Source organism: Methylophilus sp. E2MeOHC9, assembly GCF_058744375.1.
The window spans coordinates 987,885-1,009,371 of sequence record NZ_CP196024.1; the positions used below are offsets into that span (position 1 = coordinate 987,885).

Genomic DNA, 21,487 nt, shown 5'->3' on the forward strand with positions numbered 1-21,487 from the left:
ATGCAGTGGGAAGTCGTGATCGGGTTAGAAACCCACGTTCAGTTACAAACCAAGTCCAAACAGTTCAGTGGTGCTTCGACCACCTATGGCGCAGCGCCAAACACACAAGCTTGTGAAGTGAGCATCGCTTTGCCGGGTGTATTGCCGGTCTTGAACAAGCAATCGGTCGAATGTGCCATCAAATTCGGCCTGGCCATCGATGCCGAGATCGCCCCCCGCAGCATCTTCGCCCGCAAGAATTACTTTTACCCGGATCTGCCCAAAGGCTACCAGATCAGCCAGTTTGAATTACCGGTGGTGGGTAAAGGCAAAGTCACCATACAGGTGCCTGCAGGCAAAAATAGCGAAGCCTACGAAAAAGTCATCAATATCACCCGCGCCCATCTGGAAGAAGATGCTGGTAAATCGGTACATGATGCGGTGGAAGGCATGTCCGGCATCGATTTAAACCGAGCCGGGACGCCATTGCTGGAAATCGTGACCGAGCCTGATATGCGCAGTGCAGCAGAAGCCGTCGCCTATGCGAAAAAACTGCATGAACTGGTGCAATGGATAGGTATCTGTGACGGCAATATGCAGGAAGGTTCTTTCCGTTGCGATGTGAACGTCTCGGTACGCCCGAAAGGCACTGAAAAGTTAGGCACCCGCCGCGAAATCAAAAACCTGAATTCTTTCAAATTCATGTTGCAGGCGATTGAGTACGAAACCCAGTGGCAGATTGAAACACTGGAAGATGGCGGCACTATCCAGCAGGCAACGATATTGTTTAACCCGGATACCGGCGAAACCCGCGCCATGCGTTCCAAGGAAGAAGCCAACGATTACCGTTATTTCCCGGACCCGGATCTGCTGCCGCTGGAAGTGACAGAAGCTGACAAGGCACGCGTGCGCGCGGACATGCCGGAGTTGCCGCAGGCATTGCAGGCGCGGTTCACTAATGAGTATCAGCTCTCCAGTTACGATGCCAGCAACTTGACTGGTTCACGTGCAGTGGCAGATTACTTTGTGACTGTGGTGAATGCCGGTGGCGACGCTAAACAGGCTGCTAACTGGGTGATGGGCGCGCTTTCTGCCAAACTGAATGCAGATGAAAAAGCCATTGCCGAGAGCCCGGTTTCTGCCGCACAGCTGGCAGCGTTATTGCAACGTATTGCCGATAACACCATCTCTAACAACGCCGCCAAACAAGTGTTTGAAGGTTTGTGGGCCGGCGAAGGGGAAGTCGACGCAATTATTGAAGCCAAAGGCCTCAAGCAGGTATCCGACACTGGCGCGATTGAAGCCATCATCAATGAAGTATTGGCAGCCAACCAGGCCATGGTAGAGGAATATAAAGCCGGTAAGGAAAAAGCGTTTAATGCGCTGGTAGGTCAGTGTATGAAGGCTTCCAAAGGCAAAGCCAACCCGGCCCAGGTGAATGAGCTGCTGAAAACTAAATTAGGTTGATCGCTGGCTTCAACCTGTTTCCAAGGCTGGTTGAAGCGTTGAGAGGCTAACAAACAATGGCGTGAAGATTACTCTTCGCGCCATTTTTCATTAATGGCAATTAAATCTGGCAAACAGCTGAGCATGGCTTCGACGACCCGCTGGTCAAAGTGGCGGTTGATCTGGGATTTGATTTCTTCCACCGCTTTTTCTACCGGCCAGGGCTCTTTGTAAGGGCGTTTGCTCAACAGGGCATCAAATACATCGGCGACCGCCACAATGCGTGCCTCCAGGGGAATCTCTTCGCCTTTCAGCCCAAACGGATAACCGGTGCCATCCCATTTTTCATGATGATAGAGGGCCACGGTAAAGGCCAGTTTGATTAACGGCGAAGTGGATTTATCCAGGATATCGGCGCCCAGGCGAGGGTGGGTACGCATGACTGCCAGTTCTTCATCATCCAGTTTGTCAGGTTTGAGTAACACGCGGTCAGGAATGCCGATTTTGCCGATATCGTGCATGGGCGCGGCATGCACCAGTTGCTCGGCAAAGCCTATATCCAGGCCCATTTCCAGGGCGATCCTGCCCGAGACATGGCTCATGCGTATCACATGCATGCCGGTTTCATTGTCTTTAAACTCGGCTGCACGCCCGAGCCGCTGTATCAATTCCAGGTGCGTGTTTTTTAATTCGTCGATATGCACCAGTGACAGATGGGTTTTCACACGTGCACGGACTAATGCTGGTGAAATGGGTTTGTTAATATAGTCCACGCCACCCGCGTTGAAGCCTTCTGACTCATCGGCTTCATCCGCCAGCGCGGTGACAAAAATGACTGGAATCGTATGCGTTTCCGGATCATTTTTTAAATGCCTACAGACTTCAAACCCGGTCATGCCCGGCATCATGACATCGAGCAGGATCAGCCCTGGCCTTTCTTTTTTCACCAGGTCCAATGCATCCATGCCATTCTTGGCAAAACTCAGTCTATAGTCATCCTGCAACACTTGCTTGAGGACTTTCAGATTGAGCGGCTCATCGTCGACAATCAGGATCTTGGGTTGTTGGGTGATGTAATCCGTCATGAAGTCGTCCCTTGGGTTTGGGCCTCCAGTAATGTATCGATATGAATCACTGCCTGTTCAAAATCAAAGTCATTCAGGCATTGGGATACCGTATGCAATGCCTGGCGCCAGTCAGCCGGGGCATGTTGAATCAGTTGATTGGCCAGGGCATCATCCAGCTCGGCCATCGCTGCCAGCGTACGCAGTTCTCGTAACCATGCCAGCAGTTGTTCGGCATCAATATCGGATGTGGCCACATCGGTTTGAGCAGATTCAGGTTCAGCGTCGAGTAATGTAGTAATCGTTTGATGCAAGGCTTCAGTGGTGGTTTGCAAGCGCTTGACCAGCGCAGGGCATTCTTGCCAGCGCTCTTCAGTAATATGTTCCAGCGCATCGTATATGGACTGCACTTTAGGCAGTGCCAGATTGGCGCTCACGCCTTTGTTGGCGTGCGCAATCATCCTGAATGCGGCATGATCTTTAGCCTGTATGGCTGCTTGCAATGCTGCTATGTGGCGCGGCGCTTCTTCCAAGTACTGACCGACTTCAATCAGGTAAGTTTGCTGGTCGCCCCATAACTTGACGCCCTTATTCAGGTCGAATTCTTTTTGCGCCAGCGTCTGTTCGGCCACGACATCTTCTTGCGATGCGACTGAGCCAGTCAATACGCGCTGCATCTCGGCCAGTAATAAAGGTAATTCAATCGGCTTAGAGCTAAAACCATCCATATCGGCCTGTTTGGCAGCCAATCTATCCTGCTCAAGCACACTGGCGGTCAATGCAATGATCGGTGTTCTATCCCAACCCGCTTCGCGTTCCATTTCGCGAATACGCAAGCTGGCAGTCAAGCCATCGACCACTGGCATCTGCACATCCATTAAAATGATATCGAAAGAACGGGTTTGCAGGGCGTCGATGACTTCCTGCCCATTCGAGGCCAGTGTCACTCTATGCCCTTGTTTCTCCAGCATAATATTCAGTAGTTTGCGGTTCTGTTCAATGTCGTCTGCTGCTAGGATATTGAGGGATGGCAAGACGATTTGAGTGACATCTACGGCATGCTCTATGCGCATGCCTTCCTGTAACGGCAAGGTCACACTGAAGCAGCTGCCTTGACCAATCTGGCTGGTCGCCGTAATACGGCCACCCATCAGTTCAACCAATTGTTTACTGATGGTGGTGCCCAAACCGGTGCCGCCAAAACGACGGCTCATGGTGGCATCTGCCTGGGTGAACGGGTCGAATATGCTTTCCAGGCGGTCTGCGTCTATGCCTATGCCGCTATCGATCATGTCAAACTTGATCTCGCCAGTTTCGGTTGGGTATACCCTGAGCTCGACATAGCCTGTTTCAGTGAATTTCACTGCGTTGCCCAGTAAATTGGTCAATACCTGGCGGATACGGTGTTCAGCGCCTTTGAAATAACCGGCGGTTTCCGGAGCCAGGGTCAGCTTTAATTCCAGATGCTTTTTGCGCGCTTGCAGCCACAACGAAGAAATCACGCTATCCACCAGTTCACGCATGGAGAAATCCAGTATTTCCAGCTCTAACATGCCTTTTTCCAGCTTGGCACTATCCAGAATGTCATTCAGCAAATGCAATAGCGATTTGGCCGACTGGCTGATGGTGGATAAATAATTACGTTGTTCCTGCTGCATGGCGGTGTCCAGCAGCAACTCGCTAAAGCCGATAATGGAGTTCATCGGTGTGCGGATCTCGTGGCTCATATTGGCCAGGAAGGTACTTTTGGCACTGGCTGCCTGTTCCGCTTTATCCTTGGCCAGCAGCATCTCTTGTTCCATTTGTTTGCGTTCGCTGATGTCTATCATAAACATCAGCACTTTAATGACTTTGCCATCCATGTCGCGGATCGGGCTGTAAGAGGCATGGATCCAGATTTTTTTGCCATTCTTGCCATGGCGCAAAAATTCGCCATGCACAAACTCACCTTTTCTGAGGGATACCCACTTCTGCCGGTAACGATCAGTAGTGATGAATTCAGGTGGGCAAAGGATGGAATGGTGTCGCCCCAGGATGTCTGGCAGTTCATAGCCGAGCAGGTCCAGAAAGCTCTGGTTAGCAGTCAGCACGAAGCCGTCAATGGTAAATTCAGCCATGCAGGTGGAGTTGTTGATGGCATTGGCGATGCCCTCAAACTCGGCATTTTTCTGTTTGGATTCAGTCACGTCCAGCATGACGCCATCCAATGCTTCGGCCTCGCCATCATTGCTGTAAATGGCGGAAGCGAATTCTGAGATCCACTTTTCATTGCCTTTGCGGTCTGTAATCCGGTATTCAATCGCATAGTTGGTGCGGTGGGCGACAGCAGCCTCGACGATCGGTTGTATCCTCAGTCCATCGTCGGCATAAATCAGCTGCGAGAAATGAATGCTGCCGGTCAGGAAGTCTTCTACTGTCCAGCCGGTCAATTCCAGCACCGCATCACTAATCAGGCGCATGCTCCAGTTTTCATCCAGGTTGCAGCGGAAAGTCACGCCCGGAATATTGCTCATCATGGAGCGAATCTGCTGATCTTTTTCGCGGATGGCTTTTTCAATCGCTTTGCGCTGGGAGAGGTCGGTAATAAAGCCGACAAACAGTTTTTCGCCCGGCAGTTTGACCTCGCCAATCGCCAGTCGTATGGGAAACTGCGTGCCATCTTTTTTAACGGCTTCAAGATCGCGGCCTTCGCCAAGAATTTGTGCCTGTCCACCAGCCTGGTAGTTTTTAAGGTAGTAGAGATGGTTGGAGCGGTCCGGTTCCGGCATCAACATTGAAATATTGTTGCCTTCCATCTCGTTTTTGCGCCAGTCGAATAACCGCTCTACGGCTTCGTTGCAGGAGATGATCTGGCCGCTGGCATTGATGGTAACAATGCCATCCACTGCGGTATTTAAAATCGTCGATAAACGGGTTTCGCTGGCCTTGATGTTAGCAAGCGCCTGTCGGTAGCTGATCAGCACATTGATTGCGGCTGCAATGATGCCTATCAGTATCGTCACCAGCGTGATGCCAAGTGCCAGCGAGATGGATTGGTTATCTTCGGGGTTGAAGCCGGATTGCGCCTGCCCGAGAAAGCGTGCCGATGCCATGCCGGTGTAATGCATGGCGGTGATGGCGCTTCCCATCAATATACCGCCCAATGTGATGCTCACTTTGGGCGGTAGCTTGCCTTTCTGGTTAAGGAAAATACCTGTCCATAATGCCAGTGTTGCCAGGCTGACCACGACGACTACAGAAATTAGTACCCAAACAAGGTCAAATTTGAGCACGGGCTCCATGCTCATGGCCAGCATGCCGGTGTAATGCATGGCGCCAATGCCGGTGCCTACCGAAAGGCCACCTTTGATCAGCTTGCCATAATCAAGCTGGTTCTCCGTCATCAGGTTGAGCGCATAAAAAGACGCCAGAATGCCTGGCATCATAGAGATCATGGTGACTTCAGGGTTGTAAGTGACTTTGGTACAGATTTCGTAGGCCAGCATGCCGATGAAGTGCATGGCCCAGATGCCTGCCCCGAGTGAAATGGAGCTGGCGATAATGGAAAACTTTTGCGAAACCAGGGAGGTTTGCTTTTGCGAAAGACGTGTTAATTGCAGCGCGAGCACCGAGGTACCGATGGCCACCAGTGCAGACAGGATGACTAGCCATGGGTTATAAGTACCATAGAGCAGGGCGGTGGGAGTCCCTTCCCTGAAAAAGAATATGCTGTACCAATCCATGCGCTCAGTGCCTTAAAAAGAAAAGTTTGATCATTCTTGCTAACGATATTCTAGCTGTCGTTTGCAATAATTTATATTGAGAACAATGCTGTTTTAAAAGGCTATTTCGGTGTTTAACTGATAGCTTGGCCGGGTAATTTAGTTGGGTCTGGCAAACAAAAAACCCTGCGCATGCAGGGTTTCATTAGACGGTTGCGTGGCAGCTAAGCCGATCAATGACACAGCACGTGGCATATCAGCTGGTAGCAGATCGTCATAAAACCGATAGTGGTCAGCACAAAACTGATGGCGGAAAATACTTTCCATTTCATTTTGCTCCAGAAATCAGTGTCAAACGCAGCAATTGTGAAAATGGTCGGGTTAGTAAAACCGCCAATCGCGACACAGACGCAGGCAAAGTGATGCAGCTCAATGCCAGCTGCTCTGGATGCTGCAAAAAATCCCAGTTGAAACAGTGCCATCAAGGCGTAATCAACGTGGGCACGGATCATGGTTTTGTAATCGATCAGAAATCCGCCATCTATCCCCGGGATGGGAAACCAGCGGGCAAATGTCATCAACCATGCAGATAAAATTAAAGCGGTGGTACAGGCAACTGCGCCTATCAATAAGACTTCCATGTTTTTCTCCTGAGCTCTGATTTGAAGGTAACCCGTATTTTTTATTAGGTGGGTAACGTGATTGTAGACAGATCTGTCTGTCTGTCAATATGCGGCAGATCAAATACCGAGTAACTTGCGTTATCTGTGGTTTTCCCGCACAATCCGTCCCTTGCTAGGGGTCTGTAAACCCTTCATTCAGTGAAGATTTTACAGTGAGAGTTACCCTTCGAACCTGACGCGGTTGATACCGCCGTAGGGAATGCAAAGGTGCGCATCCTTACGTCTTTATATTTTAAGGATGCCTAATGAACGCTATTGATAAAAATATCAAGTTCGTCAACGCGGATGCCAAAGTTGACGAAGCTACTACCAAACCGTTTGCCAAATCGCGCAAAATTTACGTTCAAGGCTCCCGCCCTGATATTCAGGTACCTTTCCGTGAAATTTCCCTGAGTGATACACCTTCCAGCTTTGGCGGTGATATCAACCCGCCAGTGGTGGTGTATGACACTTCCGGCCCCTATACTGACCCAACAATAGATATTGATATCCGTAATGGTTTGCCAGCTTTGCGCGCGACTTGGATCATGGAACGTGGTGATGTAGAGCAGCTGGATGGCCCGACTTCTGAGTTCGGTCACCAGCGATTGGTCGATCCGGCATTATCCGAGATGCGTTTTAACCTGCACCGCAATCCTTTGCGGGCCAAGGCCGGCCAGAACGTGAGCCAGATGCACTATGCGCGCCAGGGTATCATCACCCCGGAGATGGAGTTCATTGCCATCCGTGAAAACCAGCGCCGCGAAAATATGAGCGAGTTGCTGCAAACCCAGCATCCTGGCCAGCATTTTGGCGCCAGCATTCCGCAAGTCATTACGCCAGAGTTTGTGCGTGATGAAGTGGCGCGTGGCCGTGCGATTATTCCTGCCAACATCAACCACCCTGAAATCGAGCCTATGATCATTGGCCGTAATTTCCTGGTCAAGATCAACGCCAACATTGGTAACTCAGCACTGGGTTCTTCTATTTCTGAAGAAGTGGAAAAAATGGTGTGGGGCACACGCTGGGGCGGTGATACTGTGATGGATCTGTCCACCGGTAAAAACATCCACGAAACGCGGGAATGGATCATCCGCAATTCACCGGTGCCTATCGGTACCGTGCCTATCTACCAGGCGCTGGAAAAAGTGAACGGCAAAGCCGAAGACCTGACCTGGGAAATCTTCCGCGACACGCTGATCGAGCAGGCCGAGCAAGGGGTGGATTACTTTACGATACACGCCGGTGTGCGCCTGGCGTATATCCCGATGACGGCCAAACGCATGACCGGCATCGTGTCACGTGGTGGCTCCATCATGGCGAAATGGTGTCTGGCGCATCATAAAGAATCTTTCCTGTATGAGCATTTTGAAGACATTTGCCAGATCATGAAGCAATATGATGTGAGCTTCTCACTCGGTGATGGCCTGCGCCCCGGCTCTATCTACGACGCTAACGATGCAGCACAGTTTGCTGAGCTGAGGACTCTGGGTGAACTGACGCAAATTGCCTGGAAACACGATGTACAGTGCATGATCGAAGGCCCTGGCCACGTACCCATGCACCTGATCAAAGAGAATATGGACTTGCAACTGGAGCACTGTGGTGAAGCGCCTTTCTACACCCTGGGCCCGTTAACAACAGATATCGCTCCTGGTTATGACCATATCACTTCCGGTATTGGCGCCGCCATGATCGGCTGGTATGGCTGTGCGATGTTATGTTATGTGACGCCGAAAGAGCATCTGGGCTTGCCGGACAAGGAAGACGTGCGCGTAGGTATCATCACCTACAAGATCGCAGCCCATGCTGCCGATCTGGCTAAAGGCCATCCTGGCGCGCAGATTCGTGACAATGCTTTATCCAAGGCGCGTTTCGAGTTCCGATGGGAAGACCAGTTCAATCTTGGCCTGGATCCTGAGAAAGCCAAAGAATTCCATGACGAAACCTTGCCACAGGAAGGCGCAAAACAGGCACATTTCTGCTCCATGTGCGGCCCACATTTCTGCTCTATGAAGATCACGCAGGATGTCCGCGATTACGCTGACAAAATGGGCGTAGATGAAAAAGAGGCGCTACAGAAAGGCATGCAGGAAAAAGCGATCGAATTCGTCAAAAAAGGCAGTGAGGTTTATCAAAAAGTGTAGTAAAACTTCTGTGCCTCAATGAGTAGTAGTGCCGATTAAAAGCCAGCAGCAATGCTGGCTTTTTTATTGCGGTTTGCACGCGCTAGCGATGAAAGATGTAAAGAATTGAATTTAAATAAATATATTTTTTCTAAACTTTATCGGATTAAAGTGCTTTATGAGGAGAACGTGATGAGACGCATGCTCTATTTTGTTTTGCCTGATATTAAAAGTGCACGTAAATTGATGGATGAATTGTTGCTGGAAAGCATTGAAGAGGACGATATCCATTTCCATGCTCATCCGCCACAGTCTTTAGGCAATCTACCCAAGGCAGAGGCAATGGAAAAATCTGATGTCGTATACAGCGCCATGGGCGGCTTTTTGTTTGGCGCCATATTCGGGTTGCTGGGTGGTATTTTGGCCTATATGGTGCCCTGGTGGTTTGGCGAAGTGTCGCTGAGCGTGATTCCATACTGCATGGTCCTGGGTGCCATTTTGTGTGCGGTTTGGGCGGCGGCCGTGGCAACCGCAACCCCCAGTTACCGTATTAAATCGTATTCAAACGCGATTGAGCAAGGCAATATCCTGATGATGGTCTCTGTTCCATTACGCAGGCTGAATGAAATCCGCTTAAACCTGGTCACCAAACACCCGGAGGCGACTTACCGCGGTGTCTGGCCTGCCGAACATATGTTGATCCCCTAACTAAAAAAGCCAGCGATTGCTGGCTTTTTTAATGCGTGCTGGTGCAGGCTACTCAATGTCTTTCAATCGGATGGCCTCAATCTCAAAACTGCCACCTTCGTGGCTCACCAGTATCTGCTGATCCTGTATGGTGAAACTGATAGACAAGCCGCGTGCCGCTGCGGCGGCTAGTTGCTCTGTGTCAGGCAGGTTGATGATGGTGACGTTATCCAGCTTGAGCATGGCTTTGCTGTTCTGCGCCCACCACATGTCAGCCGTCCTGCCGCCATACAATACCTGCACCACGTGCTTTGATCTGCCACAGGCTTTGCGGATGTCGCGCTCTTCAGGCAGGCCTACGCATATCCAGCGCTGAATCGCACCGGTTAAATCCTTTTGCCACAGGTCGGGTTCGTCGTCATCGCTCAAACCGTTGCCAAATTGCAGGTTCTCATCAGCGTAAAGCACGAATGCCAGCAAACGGACCATCAGGCGCTCGTCTGTTTCGGAAGGATGTTTGGCCAGCGTCAAGTTGTGCTGCTGGTAATAATGCCTGTCCATATCCGCAATATTGAGGTCGATTTTATAAATGGTGGATTTCAGCGCCATGCGTGAATATCTCTTGTGTATGAAAGTGTGGCGAGTATAGCAAACATGCGCTCCAGGCTGGTAAAACAAGTCAATTGGCGCATGCAAGCTGATATACGCGTATCGGGCTCGATACAAGAAATCACTTGCGTCTTTTGGCTTTAGGCATAAAATGAAAAAGAAACGTTTTATTTTTATTTTATGCAGACTTTGATATCTTCATCGACCATGGAAATTTCTCCCCATAAAGTTAAGGCCGGACGCCCCAGAGCAGGCACTGAGCAGGATAGACATGCGCTGTTGCTGGAACAGGCGCTGGAAATATTCATGCTGGAAGGTGTGGCGCAAACCAGCATAGGCCGCATTGCGGCTGCTTGCGGTGTGTCTACACGGACTATTTATGAGCGATTTGAAAATAAATATGCCTTGCTGATTGCGGCTATCAAACACATGGTCGAAAAAGATGTCTCTGCCATGGTGCAAGTCGATCATTTATCCAACCAGACGCTACACCAGGTACTCACAGAGATAGGTCGCTTTATGCTCAAGCGCGTGCTGGAACCGCGCATGTTGTCATTCTTTAAGATCGGTGTGGCCGAAGCCTCTCATTTGCCTGAGCTATCCCGCGCCATGAAAGCCGTGGGACCGGAGCGTATCCATCAGATGCTGGCGGATATCTTCAGTTTTTATGCGGCAAAAAACCTATTGCCTGCACAGGATTTCAAACGTGCGGCCGAGTCTTATTGCGAGTTGCTGATCGCCGCTCCGCGTCTGAAAGCGTTATTCGGTGTGCTGGAGCCGGACTGGGATGCCGAGGCGCATCTCGCATTTGTGGTGAATTTATTTTTGCACGGATTACAGGGAATGGAGCCAACCAATGCAGTTAAGTAAACATTGGCACTGGCTACTGATACTGCCTCTGACAGGCTGTTCGGTGATAGACGAATATATCCGCCCAACCCCGGTGACGGTTGAACAATGGCAGGCACCGTTACCACACAATGGCAACCTGGGTTCATTGACCAACTGGTGGGCGCAATTCAAAGATTCGGTACTGGACCAGCTATTGGCACAGGCGCAAAAAGAAAGCCCTTCACTGGAAATCGCACTGGCCAATATCCGCACCGCACGCGCGAATGTGCTTTCGGCACGGGCACAGGGTATTCCTGATTTAACCAGCACTGGCAGCATGAACCGCAGCAAAGGTGGCGGTGGCGGCGGCGCGTTTCCGGCCACCACCATTGAAATTGACTCGATATCACTGGATGCGAGCTGGGAAGTCGATTTGTTTGGCAAGATCAAGGCCACCAAACAGGCAGCCAAAGCCCAGCTGGAAGCAAAGAAAATCGCCTGGCATGATGCACGCCTGACGGTGGCGGCGGAAGTCGCCAATAACTATGTGAATTATCGTGCATGCCAGGCTTCAGTCGATGCTTTGCAAGGCGCGTTTAACTCGCGTAAGGAAACCGCACGTTTGACAGGCATTTCAGCCAAAGCTGGCTTCACTGCCCCGTCTGACCTGGCGCTGGCAGAGGCAGCCACTCATGCCAGTGAGTCTACACTGGATGGCCAGCAGGCAGAATGCGATGGTTTGGTGAAAGCCATCGTCGAGCTGACTAACCTGCCGGAAACAGAATTACGCACGTTGCTGGCCAAGCGTAAAGGCGTGCCGCAACCTGCCATGTTTGAAGTGAACGCGCTACCGGCAAACCTGCTCACCCGCAGGCCAGACCTGGCGATTGATGAGCGCAACCTGGCCGAAGCCAGCGCCAATGTCGGCGTAGCCAAGGCCCAGCTTTATCCTAGCCTGACATTGAGTGGCTCAATAGGGTATCGCCGCACCAGTTTTGGTGGCGCAGTCACGCGTACCGATTCATGGTCTTACGGGCCGTCAATAAAATTGCCTATTTTTGATGGTGGTACTTTACGCGCGGATTTAGCTGAATCCCGCGCCAATTTTGACAGCCTGATGGCGACTTACAAACAAGATGTGCGCAAAGCGCTCAAGGAAGTGGAGCAGGCGTTGGTCAATCTGGACAGTGCCAACCGGCGCTCACAATCCGAACAGGCGAGTGCACAACAATATGCGCGCTATTTCCAGGCGGCTGAACTGAACTGGAAATCTGGCGGTATCGATTTGCTGTCACTGGAAGATGCGCGTCGCCAAAAGATCAATGCCGAGTTGAATGTAGTCACCCAGCAAAAGAACCGGGTTTTACAGTGGATCGCACTCTATAAAGCCTTTGGTGGCGATTGGTATGAATTGCAGCAGCAGGCGACTCAAAATAAGCAGGCTGTACAAAGTAATAAAACGATAGAAAAGGGTAAATAAACATGGCGAGAGGACTCTCAAAAAAAGCAAAATTCCTGATCATTGCAGCCGTATTGGTCGGAGTGAGTTTATGGTTTATTCAACACCCGCTGCATAAAGCAGAATTGGCAGAAAAACGCGGCAATCGTCCAACTGCCACTGGTGACGCCGAAGCTAGTAAAGCCACCTTGAGTGTAGAAGCGACCAGCCCGGGCAATGTGCAGTGGCCGATGACGCTGGTAATGAATGGCAGTATTTACCCATGGCAGGAGGCGCTGGTCAGCGCTGAAATCTCCGGTTTGCGTATCCAGCAGGTGCTGGTAGAGGTCGGTGCGCAGGTGAGCAAAGGCCAGCCTTTAGTGTTGCTGGCAGATGAAACGGTAAAAGCAGACTTGCAAAAGCAGCTGGCGACAGTGGAAAAAGACAAGGCAGGCCTGGCTGAAGCCAAAAGCAATGCCGACCGCGCCAATGAGATCAAGGACAGCGGTGCTTTATCCGCGCAGAAAATTAATGAGTATGTGATTGCGCTGCAAACTGCGAGGGCCAATCTTGCCTTGTCTGAAGCGGAGCTGGAAAACCAGAGAATCCGTATTCGCCAGACCAAGGTCGTCGCGCCTGATGACGGTGTGGTTTCTGAACGGTCAGCCAATCTGGGGAATGTCGTGTCATCCGGCACTGAGTTATTCAAACTGATCCGTCAGGGCCGTATCGAGTGGCGGGGTGAAGTCAATTCTGACCAGCAGGCTGCCTTGCACACCGGTCAAACTGTGAGCCTGAATTTGCCTGGTGGTAAAGTCGTGGCCGGTAAAGTGCGCCTGATTTCGCCGGTGGTGGATAGCAACACCCGCAATGCGCTGGTGTATGTGGATATCCCCAAAAATAGTGCGAAACCCGGCATGTATGTGCAGGGCAAGATCGATATTGGGCAACAGCGCGGCCTGGCGATTCCGCTCAGTGCCGTGACTTACAGGGATGGTTTTGCCTATGTGTTTGTGCTGGGCGCAAGCAACGCCGAGGGCATGAGTAAAATTATCCAGCGCAAAGTGCAGACAGGCCGCACGCTGGAGCAGCAGATCGAAGTACTGAGTGGCATAGAAGCCGGCACCCGGCTGGTGCTGAGCGGTGGTGCCTTCCTGAATGATGGCGACACAGTCAAAGTAGTCACCGCGACTAAAGCCGGAGCTTAAGCATTATGAATTTTTCGGCGTGGTCTATCCGTAATCCGGTGCCGGCAATCCTGCTGTTTGTCGTGCTGACGTTTCTGGGTGTCAGATCCCTGAACCAGTTAGGCAAACAAAACTTCCCCGACATCGAACTGCCGGTGATTATGGTCAGCGCGACGCTGGAAGGCGCGGCACCCCCGCAACTGGAAACCGAGGTTGCGCGCAAGCTTGAGGATAAAATTGCCACCATAGGCGGCATTGAGCATATGTCCAGCGTCATCACCGATGGCGGCGTCAGCATCAGCGTGCAATTCACCATTGATACCAACAGTGAAGAAGCACTCAACCTGGTGCGCAATGCGGTAGACAGTGCTCGCTCGGAACTACCGGCTGCGGTCACCACGCCCACCGTCTCCAAGCTAACCACCACTGGTAGCGCTATCCTCACCTATGTGGTGTCGGCAGATAATATGGACGAGGGCGAGCTGTCCTGGTTTGTCGATAACGAGATCAGCAAGGCCATGCTGTCAGTGACTGGCGTGGGTAAGATCACCCGCACCGGTGGCGTAGACCGCGAAGTACAGGTCAATCTGGACCCGACGCTGATGTCAGGGCTGGACGTCAATGTCAGCGATGTCTCGGCACAACTCAAGCGTGTGCAGCAAGATGCTTCAGGCGGACGCGGCGACATTGGCGACAATATCCAGTCAGTACGCACCCTGGGCGCGCTGCATAGTGCCGATGAAGTACGTAACCTCGATATCCCGCTAGGCGACGGGCGCCATATCAAGTTGTCACAAGTGGCTAAGGTGCTGGACACCTATGCCGAGCGCAGTACCTATGCGAGCTATGATGGCAAAGAGGTGATCCGCTTTGAAATCACGCGCAGCAAAGGTACCAGTGAAGTCACTGTCGCCAAGCACGTGCGCGAGGCGTTGGCGAAGTTCGAGCAATTGCACCCGCAGGTCAAAATCGTCGAAGCCTTCAATATGGTCAAGCCGGTGGAGGATAACTACAACGGCTCCATGCAGTTATTGTACGAAGGCGCGTTGCTGGCAGTACTGGTGGTCTGGTGGTTTCTGCGCGACTGGCGGGCGACCATCATCGCTTCGGTGGCGTTGCCGCTGTCTATGATTCCCACCTTTGCCTTTATGCAGTATTTCGGCTTTTCACTCAACCTGCTGACCCTGCTGGCGCTGGCGCTGGTAGTCGGGATACTGGTGGATGATGCCATCGTAGAAATCGAGAATATTGTGCGTCATCTGCGTATGGGCAAAACGCCTTACCAGGCCGCCATGGAAGCCGCTGACGAAATTGGCTTTGCCGTGATCGCCACAACGTTTACGCTGGTGGCGATCTTCCTGCCAACTGCGTTTATGAGCGGTATCCCCGGTAAGTTTTTCAAGCAATTTGGCATCACTGCAGCGATTGCCATTACCTGCTCACTGATCGTGGCGCGTTTGCTAACGCCCATGATGTCAGCCTACCTGCTCAAGCCGCATCCGGTCAAAGAAGAGCAAACCTCAGGCACCATGCGTGCTTATCTGCGCTGGGTGACCTGGTGTCTGGGCCACCGTAAAACCGTAGTGCTAGGTTTTGTGTTGTTTATTGTTGGTTCCATGAGCCTGATGCCATTGCTGCCCAAAGGTTTTGTGCCTTCTTCTGACAGTAGCCAGACCAAAGTCAATATTGAGCTGCAACCCGGCACGCCACTGGCACAAACGCGCCATCTGGTGGAGCAGGCTGAGCATATCGTTAAACAGCACCCTGAGGTAAAAGCCGTGTTTAGTGCCGCCGGCGCAGCCAGCACTGGCGGTGGCGGCCCGCACGCGGCTGAAAGTACCACCGATGTGCGTAAAGGTAGCCTGATCATCAGCCTGACCGAGCGCAGTGACCGCAAACAGAAGCAATCGGAGATCGAAGCGGATTTGCGGGAGCGACTGAAAAGCCTGCCGGGTGCACGCATTTCGGTTGGCTCAGGCGAATCTGGAGAGCGCTTGCAAGTCACGCTGGCCAGTGATGATCCGGTGGCCTTGCTCAGTGCCAGCCAGCAAGTGGGTCAGCAATTAAGAGGCATCAACGGCCTGGGTAACATCACCTCCAGCGCCAGCCTGCAGCGGCCAGAAGTGCAGATTATCCCCGATGTGGATAAAGCGGCCGAACTTGGCGTCACTGTAGAAGCAATTGCGCAGGTGATCCGTGTCGCGACTTCAGGCGACTTCTCTAACAGCATGCCTAAACTCAACTTGCCACAGCGCCAGGTGCCTATCCGTGTGCGGCTGGGGCCTAGTGTACGCAGCAGCCTGCAGGAAATCGCGCAGTTAAGAGTGCCAGCCCGCAACGGCAGTGTGAGCCTGGAAACCGTCGCTACGGTACGCATGGGCAGCGGGCCGCAGCAGATAGACCGCATGGACCGCATGCGCAACGTCACCTTTGATATCGAGTTGAATAAGCGCCAGATCGGTGAAGTCATGCGTGACGTGCAGCAACTTTCCGCCATGCAGAATCTGCCACCAAGCGTGAAACAGCTTGAAGCCGGCGATGCCAAGCGCATGAACGAATTGTTCAGCAGTTTTGGCGGCGCCATGATCATAGGCATCATGTGCATTTATGTGGTGCTGGTGTTGCTGTTCGGCGACTTTCTGCAACCGATTACCATCCTTGGTGCCTTGCCGTTATCGCTGGGCGGCGCATTTTTTGCGCTGCTGGTGACGCATAACAGCTTCTCCATGCCTAGCGTGATTGGCCTGTTGATGCTGATGGGCGTGGTGACGAAAAACTCGATTTTGCTGGTGGAATACACCATCATGGCGCGCAAGCAATCCAAAATCAGCCGCTTTGACGCGATTATTGATGGTTGCCATAAACGGGCAAGGCCAATTGTGATGACGACCATTGCAATGGCGGCAGGCATGATGCCGATTGCGTTGGGCTGGAGTGCAGACCCGAGCTTCCGCGCGCCGATGGCGATTACCGTGATTGGCGGGTTGATTACTTCAACGGTGTTGAGTCTGCTGGTGATCCCGGTGTTGTATACCTATGTGGATGATTTGCTGGGATGGTTGCGGGGCGTGGGCAGGTTGGCTAGGAAGCATTCCTAATGCGTTATTTGATTGGATGTTTCTAGCGGCTTGGTGGAAGTGCAAAGCTTCTATGTGATGTGATCCGTGGTGTTGGGCGTAAGGTTTTATGCAGCTGTTGTGTGCTTACGTAACGGTTGGCTTGCGCAAAAGCTGCCTGAGTACTGCGCAAGCTCGTCATTCTGGCGAAGGGTGTCGCAGGGTTTCAAAGAGCATGCTCTTTGCCTGCGAAACGACTGGCTTATATAGAAGCCAGTGCGCCCTGCAAGGGAGAATCCAGGCAGGGTTCATGCTTAGCTTGATGACAATCAAAGAATAAGCCTCACACTTGCTGGTAGGTGTAATCGGTATTTCTTTGGATGGTTAAGCATTCGATGTTGGTGCTTTATTGCACCATTCTTTTTCGCCCCTAGGCGAGTGACTTTTCTTTGCTTGCCCAAAGAATAAGTCACCAAAAGAAAGGGCACCCTAGCTTCCGCTTTATTCCTGCGTTGCTCGTCAAAATAAGCGGTCACGAAACTCAACCTAGCGGCCTGCACACTACGCAGGCCACCGCGGGATTCGGACAGTCGCTCCCTTCTTCCTTATTTTGCCTGCGCTACTCGGCGCATCAGATAGGGGCCCGTTTAAAACCACCACGATGAAACGTTATTTGAATATATTGCATTAAGGGCGCTAAGGGATTTCTTTAATTTCCAAAGCTAACCCCCACCAAACCAATTCAATTGTTTTGGTGGGTTTTCTTGTTTTTTTTATTGCTGTGTTTTATTTCAATGATGGAGCGGTAATGAATGTGGCGAGTCTTAGCTTAACTGAATGCGTGTGCTTTTCGGGTCCCCTATCTGACGCGCCGAGTAGCGCAGTCAGCGTGGGTGGTGTCGGCCAGCGCCTGTTTGAGCTCCGCGGTGGCTTGCGTCTTTTGCAAGCCGCTAGGGCGAGTTCCGTTGGACGCCCACGTTGATGAGCAACGCAGGGAACAAGCGGAAGCTAGGGTGTCTTGTTCTTTGCCTTCTTTCTTATGGACAAGCATAAGAAAGAGGGTCGCCTAGGGGCGAAAAAGAATCTATCAAATTGAAATTAAGTTTGTAAATAAGCAATCAAGACTCAAGCGCACATTCCACCCGCTCAGCCACCACTTTCTGCAATTGATCCCTCACCGCCTGACTCAGCAGCTGCGCCTCGGAGTCCCTTGTCGCTTCTGCCCAGTGGCTATTCGGAAAGTGCTTGTCACTCTCAAACCGTGGAATCACATGCCAGTGCATATGTGGTGTTTTATTCCCCAAACTGGCCAGGTTGATCTTATCCGGCTGTATCGTTTCCCGCAGTGCTGCTTCCACAGCAAATACGACTTTCATGGTGCGTGAACGGTCAGCGGGAGGCAGGTCTGTCATTTCCTTGATATGTGCCAATAATTCAATCCGGCAATAGGCCGGATAATCAGCATCATTCAGCAGCACTACGCGGCAAAAGTCATCCTGCCATAGGATATCTTGCGATGACAGCTCACACAGCGCACAGCCTGTCATTAAGAGACCGCCAGCATTCTGTCCAGCGTCAATTTGGCTAACTTGGCTTCATGTTCAGGTACTTTGATCTGGTTGACGACATTGCCTTCTGCCAGGTTTTCCAGGCACCAGGCCAGATGCTGCGGATCAATACGTGCCATGGTGGAGCATTCGCACACCACGTGGCTCATAAACTGCACCAGCTTGTTTTGCGGTTTCATTTCTTCGGCCAGGCGGGTGACCAGGTTCAGCTCGGTACCTACCAGCCATTTGGTGCCGGGTTCAGCTTCGCTGACGGTGCGCAGAATGTACTCGGTGGAACCAACGTAATCGGAGTTGATACATACCTCAAACGCGGTTTCCGGGTGGGAGATCACTTTGCCATCCGGGTGCTGGGCGCGGAATTGTTCGATGTTCTGTTTGCGGAACATCTGGTGCACTGAGCAGTGGCCTTTCCATAGCAGGATTTTCGCATCTTTAATCTGCTGTTCAGTCAGTCCGCCCATAGGCAGGTCAGGGTCCCACACCGGCATTTGTTCCAGCGGGATACCCATTTTGTAACCACTCCAGCGGCCCAGATGCTGGTCGGGGAAGAACAGGATTTTTTCGCGTTGGCTAAAACCCCATTCCAAGATTTTTGGCGCATTGGTGCTGGTGCAGACAATGCCACCATGCTCACCGCAGAACGCCTTCAGGTCAGCTGCGGAATTGATGTAGGTGACCGGGGTGATGGTTTCATCAAAGTTGAGTACTTTGCTTAATTCGCGATAGCTACGTTCAACTTTCGCCAGGTTGGCCATGTCTGCCATAGAGCAGCCGGCAGCCAGGTCAGGCAACACTACGATTTGCTCCGGGCGGCTCAAAATGTCAGCCACCTCGGCCATAAAGTGTACGCCTAGGAAAACGATGTATTCGGCATCCAGGCTTTCGCAATACTTGGAAAGCTTGAGTGAGTCACCTGAGAAATCGGCATGGCGGTATACGCTTTCATGCTGGTAGTGGTGGCCCAGAATCACCAGGCGCTTGCCCAGCTTCTTGCGGGCAGCCAGGATGCGCGCCTGACAATCGTCGTCTTGCGCGGTTTGGAATTTCTCAAATTGAATAGTGGCAGTTTGCATGCTTTTCAGATGTCGGGCCAAGCCCGGCTTTCATAAAAATAGTATTTTACAGCCGATCGGGATTTATCCCAATCATATAAGGTGTTGCAAAGGCCAACAAGATGTTTACAAAACCGGGCCTCATCACAATAGATGGTGGCGCTCCCCCAGCTTTTTCAAGGCGTCTACGTTCGTCCAGCTAAATACTTTTTTTGCGGCTTCGCGCCAGTCTACCCATTCGTAGCGTGTATGTTCATCAGGCGCTAGTGTCACCGGCATTGTGGCTGGCAAGCACAGCCCGAATAGATGCTCGGTATTTTCAATGACGCCGGGTGCATAGCGATGGCGCCAGTGCGGGTAAATCTCGTAAATATTACTGGTATGCCAATCCTGGAAATCATAGCTTAGCGCATTGAGTCCTGTTTCTTCCTGCACCTCGCGGATGGCCGCTTGAGCGGGTGTTTCAGTGCCTTCTATACTGCCGGTCACTGATTGCCAGTAACCTGCTTTGTCTGCCCGTTCCAGCAGTAGCACCTGCAGATCAGGCGTGTGAATCAGGACGAGGGCAGAAACCGGGGTTTTGTAAGGCTGTGTCATCCGCACATTGTCCTTGAAATGGGCAGTGACTGTCTATGGTGGCTATCGTCCCCGTTGCCATGGCAAACACCGTTTTTTTGAAAGATTGTCGTAAGCGATACACGGTATTATGATTGCAAAATAACGGCTAGCACATAAAGGGAATCTTCAATGCTGTGGCGTCAATCAAGAGTTGTTTGCTTTGTGCTGTTAGCTGTCTGGATGCTACCCCTTTATGCAGAGAATGCAGCAGTAGCCGATCTGCAAACTATCCCACTTGATCATTTGACGCTCCCGCAGGCCGAGCAGTTATTTGCCGGCTACAGCCGCGAGCTGCTGGCCGCCAAACGCTCGTTGCAATCTGCCGAAGCCGATACCCTGATCGCCGGGCAGCGACCTAACCCGGTCTTGTCTGTAGGTGTTTCCAGTCTGAACCTCAACCGTGGCCAGGGCAATAACAACCAGAATGGCAGCAACGGCTTATGGGACAAAACCTACAACTCGACACTGCAGGTCAGCCAATTATATGAGCGCGGCAATAAACGCGAGTTGCGCACTTCAGTGGCTGAAAGTGCCGTCAAAGCCTCTGAATTCGATTTGAAAGAGACGTATCGTCGGCAGGCGCTGGCAATGGCCACTGCCTATTATGACCTCAAGCTGGCGCAGGAGGCGGTGCAGATTCAGCAGCTGAATGTCGGGCTGTATGACAAAACCTTGCAGGCGGCTGAGTTTCGCCTGAAAGCAGGGGATGTGGCTTCAGCCGATGTGGCGCGGATCCGGGTGGATGCCTTGCGCGGCAAGAATGATTTGCGGCAAGCAGAAGCGACCTTGCAAAAAGCACAGGCACAACTGGCTTATTTGATCGGTAAAGATCAGGATGCTGCGACGCTTTATGTGGCCGACCCATGGCCCACACCGGGAGCGGAATCCGGGGTGCAGGCAGGGGATGCATGGTTGACGGATCGTTCAGATATCAGGGCGGCCGAGGTGCGCATGCAGCAGGCGCAAGAGGCAAGAAAGCTGGCAGAATCCCTCAAAACCAGGGATTTGACCTGGTCATTGGCTTATCAGCATTTCCCCGGGCAAGAGCCTGGGTCCGGGCCGGACACTGTGGGCGCAATGGTCAGTATTCCTTTATTTACTAATTACAATTATGAAGGCGAAGCTGCGCGTGCCGAAGTGGATTACAACGCCGCGACTGATGCAAAAGAGCAGGTGAGGGCAGCTGCGCTGGCTGAAATGCGTAGTGCCAAAGCCGATCTCGAGGCGGCCATCGACAAAAACCATCGCTTTGACCAGAGTATTTTGACCGAGGCGCAAAAGGCATCTGATGCTGCTGAATTCGCCTATCAACATGGCGCCATGAGCGTGATGGACCTGCTGGACGCCAGGCGTATCCTACGCGCGCTGCAGCTCGAATCTGCCAGTGTCAAAGCGGATTATGCCAAATCGCTGTTTGCCTGGCTGGCGGCCACCCATCAAGTGTTTAATACACCTTAATC

15 protein-coding genes and 1 riboswitch are annotated in these 21,487 nt (G+C 52.0%); of the genes, 8 read left to right on the forward strand and 7 right to left on the reverse strand.

Translation table 11 applies throughout. The annotated features are described in order from the left end of the window. Positions 1-1,446, forward strand: coding sequence for an Asp-tRNA(Asn)/Glu-tRNA(Gln) amidotransferase subunit GatB (gatB, locus tag ACSSVF_RS04730; protein ID WP_492405812.1), 1,446 nt, complete (start codon positions 1-3; stop codon positions 1,444-1,446). A 68-nt stretch (positions 1,447-1,514) separates the two neighbouring features. Here the strand turns inward: gatB and ACSSVF_RS04735 are convergent, their stop codons facing one another. The 3 genes from ACSSVF_RS04735 to ACSSVF_RS04745 form a co-directional block, all read right to left on the reverse strand. After that, positions 1,515-2,510 (reverse strand): HD domain-containing phosphohydrolase, encoded by a 996-nt coding sequence (locus ACSSVF_RS04735; RefSeq protein WP_492405813.1) that lies wholly within the window; start codon positions 2,508-2,510, stop codon positions 1,515-1,517. Continuing rightward, the gene (locus ACSSVF_RS04740; protein WP_492405814.1) at positions 2,507-6,211 is read right to left on the reverse strand and encodes a PAS domain S-box protein; all 3,705 of its coding nucleotides are present in this window, start codon (positions 6,209-6,211) and stop codon (positions 2,507-2,509) included. Before ACSSVF_RS04740 ends, ACSSVF_RS04735 begins: the two co-directional genes overlap by 4 nt. Before the next feature lie 212 nt (positions 6,212-6,423). After that, a complete protein-coding gene (locus tag ACSSVF_RS04745) occupies positions 6,424-6,831 on the reverse strand; it encodes a hypothetical protein (protein WP_492405815.1) in 408 nt (135 codons plus the stop codon). A gap of 146 nt (positions 6,832-6,977) precedes the next feature. After that, positions 6,978-7,090, forward strand: a riboswitch (TPP riboswitch). 28 nt (positions 7,091-7,118) lie between these two features. Here ACSSVF_RS04745 and thiC point away from each other — a divergent pair. Next, the gene (gene thiC / locus ACSSVF_RS04750; RefSeq protein ID WP_492405816.1) at positions 7,119-8,999 is read left to right on the forward strand and encodes a phosphomethylpyrimidine synthase ThiC; all 1,881 of its coding nucleotides are present in this window, start codon (positions 7,119-7,121) and stop codon (positions 8,997-8,999) included. A gap of 171 nt (positions 9,000-9,170) precedes the next feature. Further along, a complete protein-coding gene (locus tag ACSSVF_RS04755) occupies positions 9,171-9,686 on the forward strand; it encodes a hypothetical protein (protein WP_492405817.1) in 516 nt (171 codons plus the stop codon). A gap of 48 nt (positions 9,687-9,734) precedes the next feature. Here the strand turns inward: ACSSVF_RS04755 and ACSSVF_RS04760 are convergent, their stop codons facing one another. Beyond that, the gene (locus tag ACSSVF_RS04760; protein ID WP_492405818.1) at positions 9,735-10,274 is read right to left on the reverse strand and encodes a YaeQ family protein; all 540 of its coding nucleotides are present in this window, start codon (positions 10,272-10,274) and stop codon (positions 9,735-9,737) included. Between the two features lie 207 nt (positions 10,275-10,481). Between ACSSVF_RS04760 and ACSSVF_RS04765 the strand changes: the two genes are divergently transcribed. The 4 genes from ACSSVF_RS04765 to ACSSVF_RS04780 are packed head-to-tail and all read left to right on the forward strand — an operon-like array spanning position 10,482 to position 16,828. Then, the gene (locus tag ACSSVF_RS04765) at positions 10,482-11,144 is read left to right on the forward strand and encodes a TetR/AcrR family transcriptional regulator (protein ID WP_492405819.1); all 663 of its coding nucleotides are present in this window, start codon (positions 10,482-10,484) and stop codon (positions 11,142-11,144) included. After that, a complete protein-coding gene (locus ACSSVF_RS04770) occupies positions 11,131-12,585 on the forward strand; it encodes an efflux transporter outer membrane subunit (protein WP_492405820.1) in 1,455 nt (484 codons plus the stop codon). Before ACSSVF_RS04765 ends, ACSSVF_RS04770 begins: the two co-directional genes overlap by 14 nt. A 2-nt stretch (positions 12,586-12,587) precedes the next feature. Beyond that, positions 12,588-13,751, forward strand: coding sequence for an efflux RND transporter periplasmic adaptor subunit (locus tag ACSSVF_RS04775; RefSeq protein WP_492405821.1), 1,164 nt, complete (start codon positions 12,588-12,590; stop codon positions 13,749-13,751). Between the two features lie 5 nt (positions 13,752-13,756). Continuing rightward, entirely contained in the window at positions 13,757-16,828 is a 3,072-nt protein-coding gene (locus tag ACSSVF_RS04780) for an efflux RND transporter permease subunit (RefSeq protein ID WP_492405822.1), read from the forward strand. A gap of 1,076 nt (positions 16,829-17,904) precedes the next feature. Here ACSSVF_RS04780 and ACSSVF_RS04785 read toward each other — a convergent pair. The 3 genes from ACSSVF_RS04785 to nudB all read right to left on the reverse strand — a co-directional run bounded on the left by ACSSVF_RS04785 (position 17,905) and on the right by nudB (position 20,006). Then, the gene (locus tag ACSSVF_RS04785) at positions 17,905-18,333 is read right to left on the reverse strand and encodes an HIT family protein (RefSeq protein WP_492405823.1); all 429 of its coding nucleotides are present in this window, start codon (positions 18,331-18,333) and stop codon (positions 17,905-17,907) included. Beyond that, entirely contained in the window at positions 18,333-19,430 is a 1,098-nt protein-coding gene (nadA, locus tag ACSSVF_RS04790) for a quinolinate synthase NadA (protein ID WP_492405824.1), read from the reverse strand. Before nadA ends, ACSSVF_RS04785 begins: the two co-directional genes overlap by 1 nt. 123 nt (positions 19,431-19,553) lie before the next feature. Further along, on the reverse strand, positions 19,554-20,006 hold the full coding sequence (nudB, locus tag ACSSVF_RS04795) for a dihydroneopterin triphosphate diphosphatase (RefSeq protein WP_492405825.1): 453 nt from the start codon (positions 20,004-20,006) through the stop codon (positions 19,554-19,556). Between the two features lie 201 nt (positions 20,007-20,207). On the opposite strand from nudB, the gene ACSSVF_RS04800 reads away from it, so the two are divergent. Then, positions 20,208-21,485, forward strand: a complete 1,278-nt coding sequence (locus ACSSVF_RS04800) for a TolC family protein (protein ID WP_492405826.1) — start codon at positions 20,208-20,210, stop codon at positions 21,483-21,485. The last annotated feature ends 2 nt before the right edge of the window (positions 21,486-21,487 follow it).

What these genes read in the sequence shown, in the direction of transcription:
- ACSSVF_RS04765 (WP_492405819.1), top strand. Translation starts at nt 10,482, where the DNA reads ATGGAAATTTCTCCCCATAAAGTTAAGGCCGGACGCCCCAGAGCAGGC.
- nudB (WP_492405825.1), bottom strand. Translation starts at nt 20,006, where the DNA reads ATGACACAGCCTTACAAAACCCCGGTTTCTGCCCTCGTCCTGATTCAC.
- ACSSVF_RS04740 (WP_492405814.1), bottom strand. Translation starts at nt 6,211, where the DNA reads ATGGATTGGTACAGCATATTCTTTTTCAGGGAAGGGACTCCCACCGCC.
- ACSSVF_RS04800 (WP_492405826.1), top strand. Translation starts at nt 20,208, where the DNA reads ATGCTACCCCTTTATGCAGAGAATGCAGCAGTAGCCGATCTGCAAACT.
- ACSSVF_RS04735 (WP_492405813.1), bottom strand. Translation starts at nt 2,510, where the DNA reads ATGACGGATTACATCACCCAACAACCCAAGATCCTGATTGTCGACGAT.
- ACSSVF_RS04745 (WP_492405815.1), bottom strand. Translation starts at nt 6,831, where the DNA reads ATGGAAGTCTTATTGATAGGCGCAGTTGCCTGTACCACCGCTTTAATT.
- ACSSVF_RS04775 (WP_492405821.1), top strand. Translation starts at nt 12,588, where the DNA reads ATGGCGAGAGGACTCTCAAAAAAAGCAAAATTCCTGATCATTGCAGCC.
- gatB (WP_492405812.1), top strand. Translation starts at nt 1, where the DNA reads ATGCAGTGGGAAGTCGTGATCGGGTTAGAAACCCACGTTCAGTTACAA.
- ACSSVF_RS04755 (WP_492405817.1), top strand. Translation starts at nt 9,171, where the DNA reads ATGAGACGCATGCTCTATTTTGTTTTGCCTGATATTAAAAGTGCACGT.
- ACSSVF_RS04785 (WP_492405823.1), bottom strand. Translation starts at nt 18,333, where the DNA reads ATGACAGGCTGTGCGCTGTGTGAGCTGTCATCGCAAGATATCCTATGG.
- thiC (WP_492405816.1), top strand. Translation starts at nt 7,119, where the DNA reads ATGAACGCTATTGATAAAAATATCAAGTTCGTCAACGCGGATGCCAAA.
- ACSSVF_RS04780 (WP_492405822.1), top strand. Translation starts at nt 13,757, where the DNA reads ATGAATTTTTCGGCGTGGTCTATCCGTAATCCGGTGCCGGCAATCCTG.
- ACSSVF_RS04760 (WP_492405818.1), bottom strand. Translation starts at nt 10,274, where the DNA reads ATGGCGCTGAAATCCACCATTTATAAAATCGACCTCAATATTGCGGAT.
- nadA (WP_492405824.1), bottom strand. Translation starts at nt 19,430, where the DNA reads ATGCAAACTGCCACTATTCAATTTGAGAAATTCCAAACCGCGCAAGAC.
- ACSSVF_RS04770 (WP_492405820.1), top strand. Translation starts at nt 11,131, where the DNA reads ATGCAGTTAAGTAAACATTGGCACTGGCTACTGATACTGCCTCTGACA.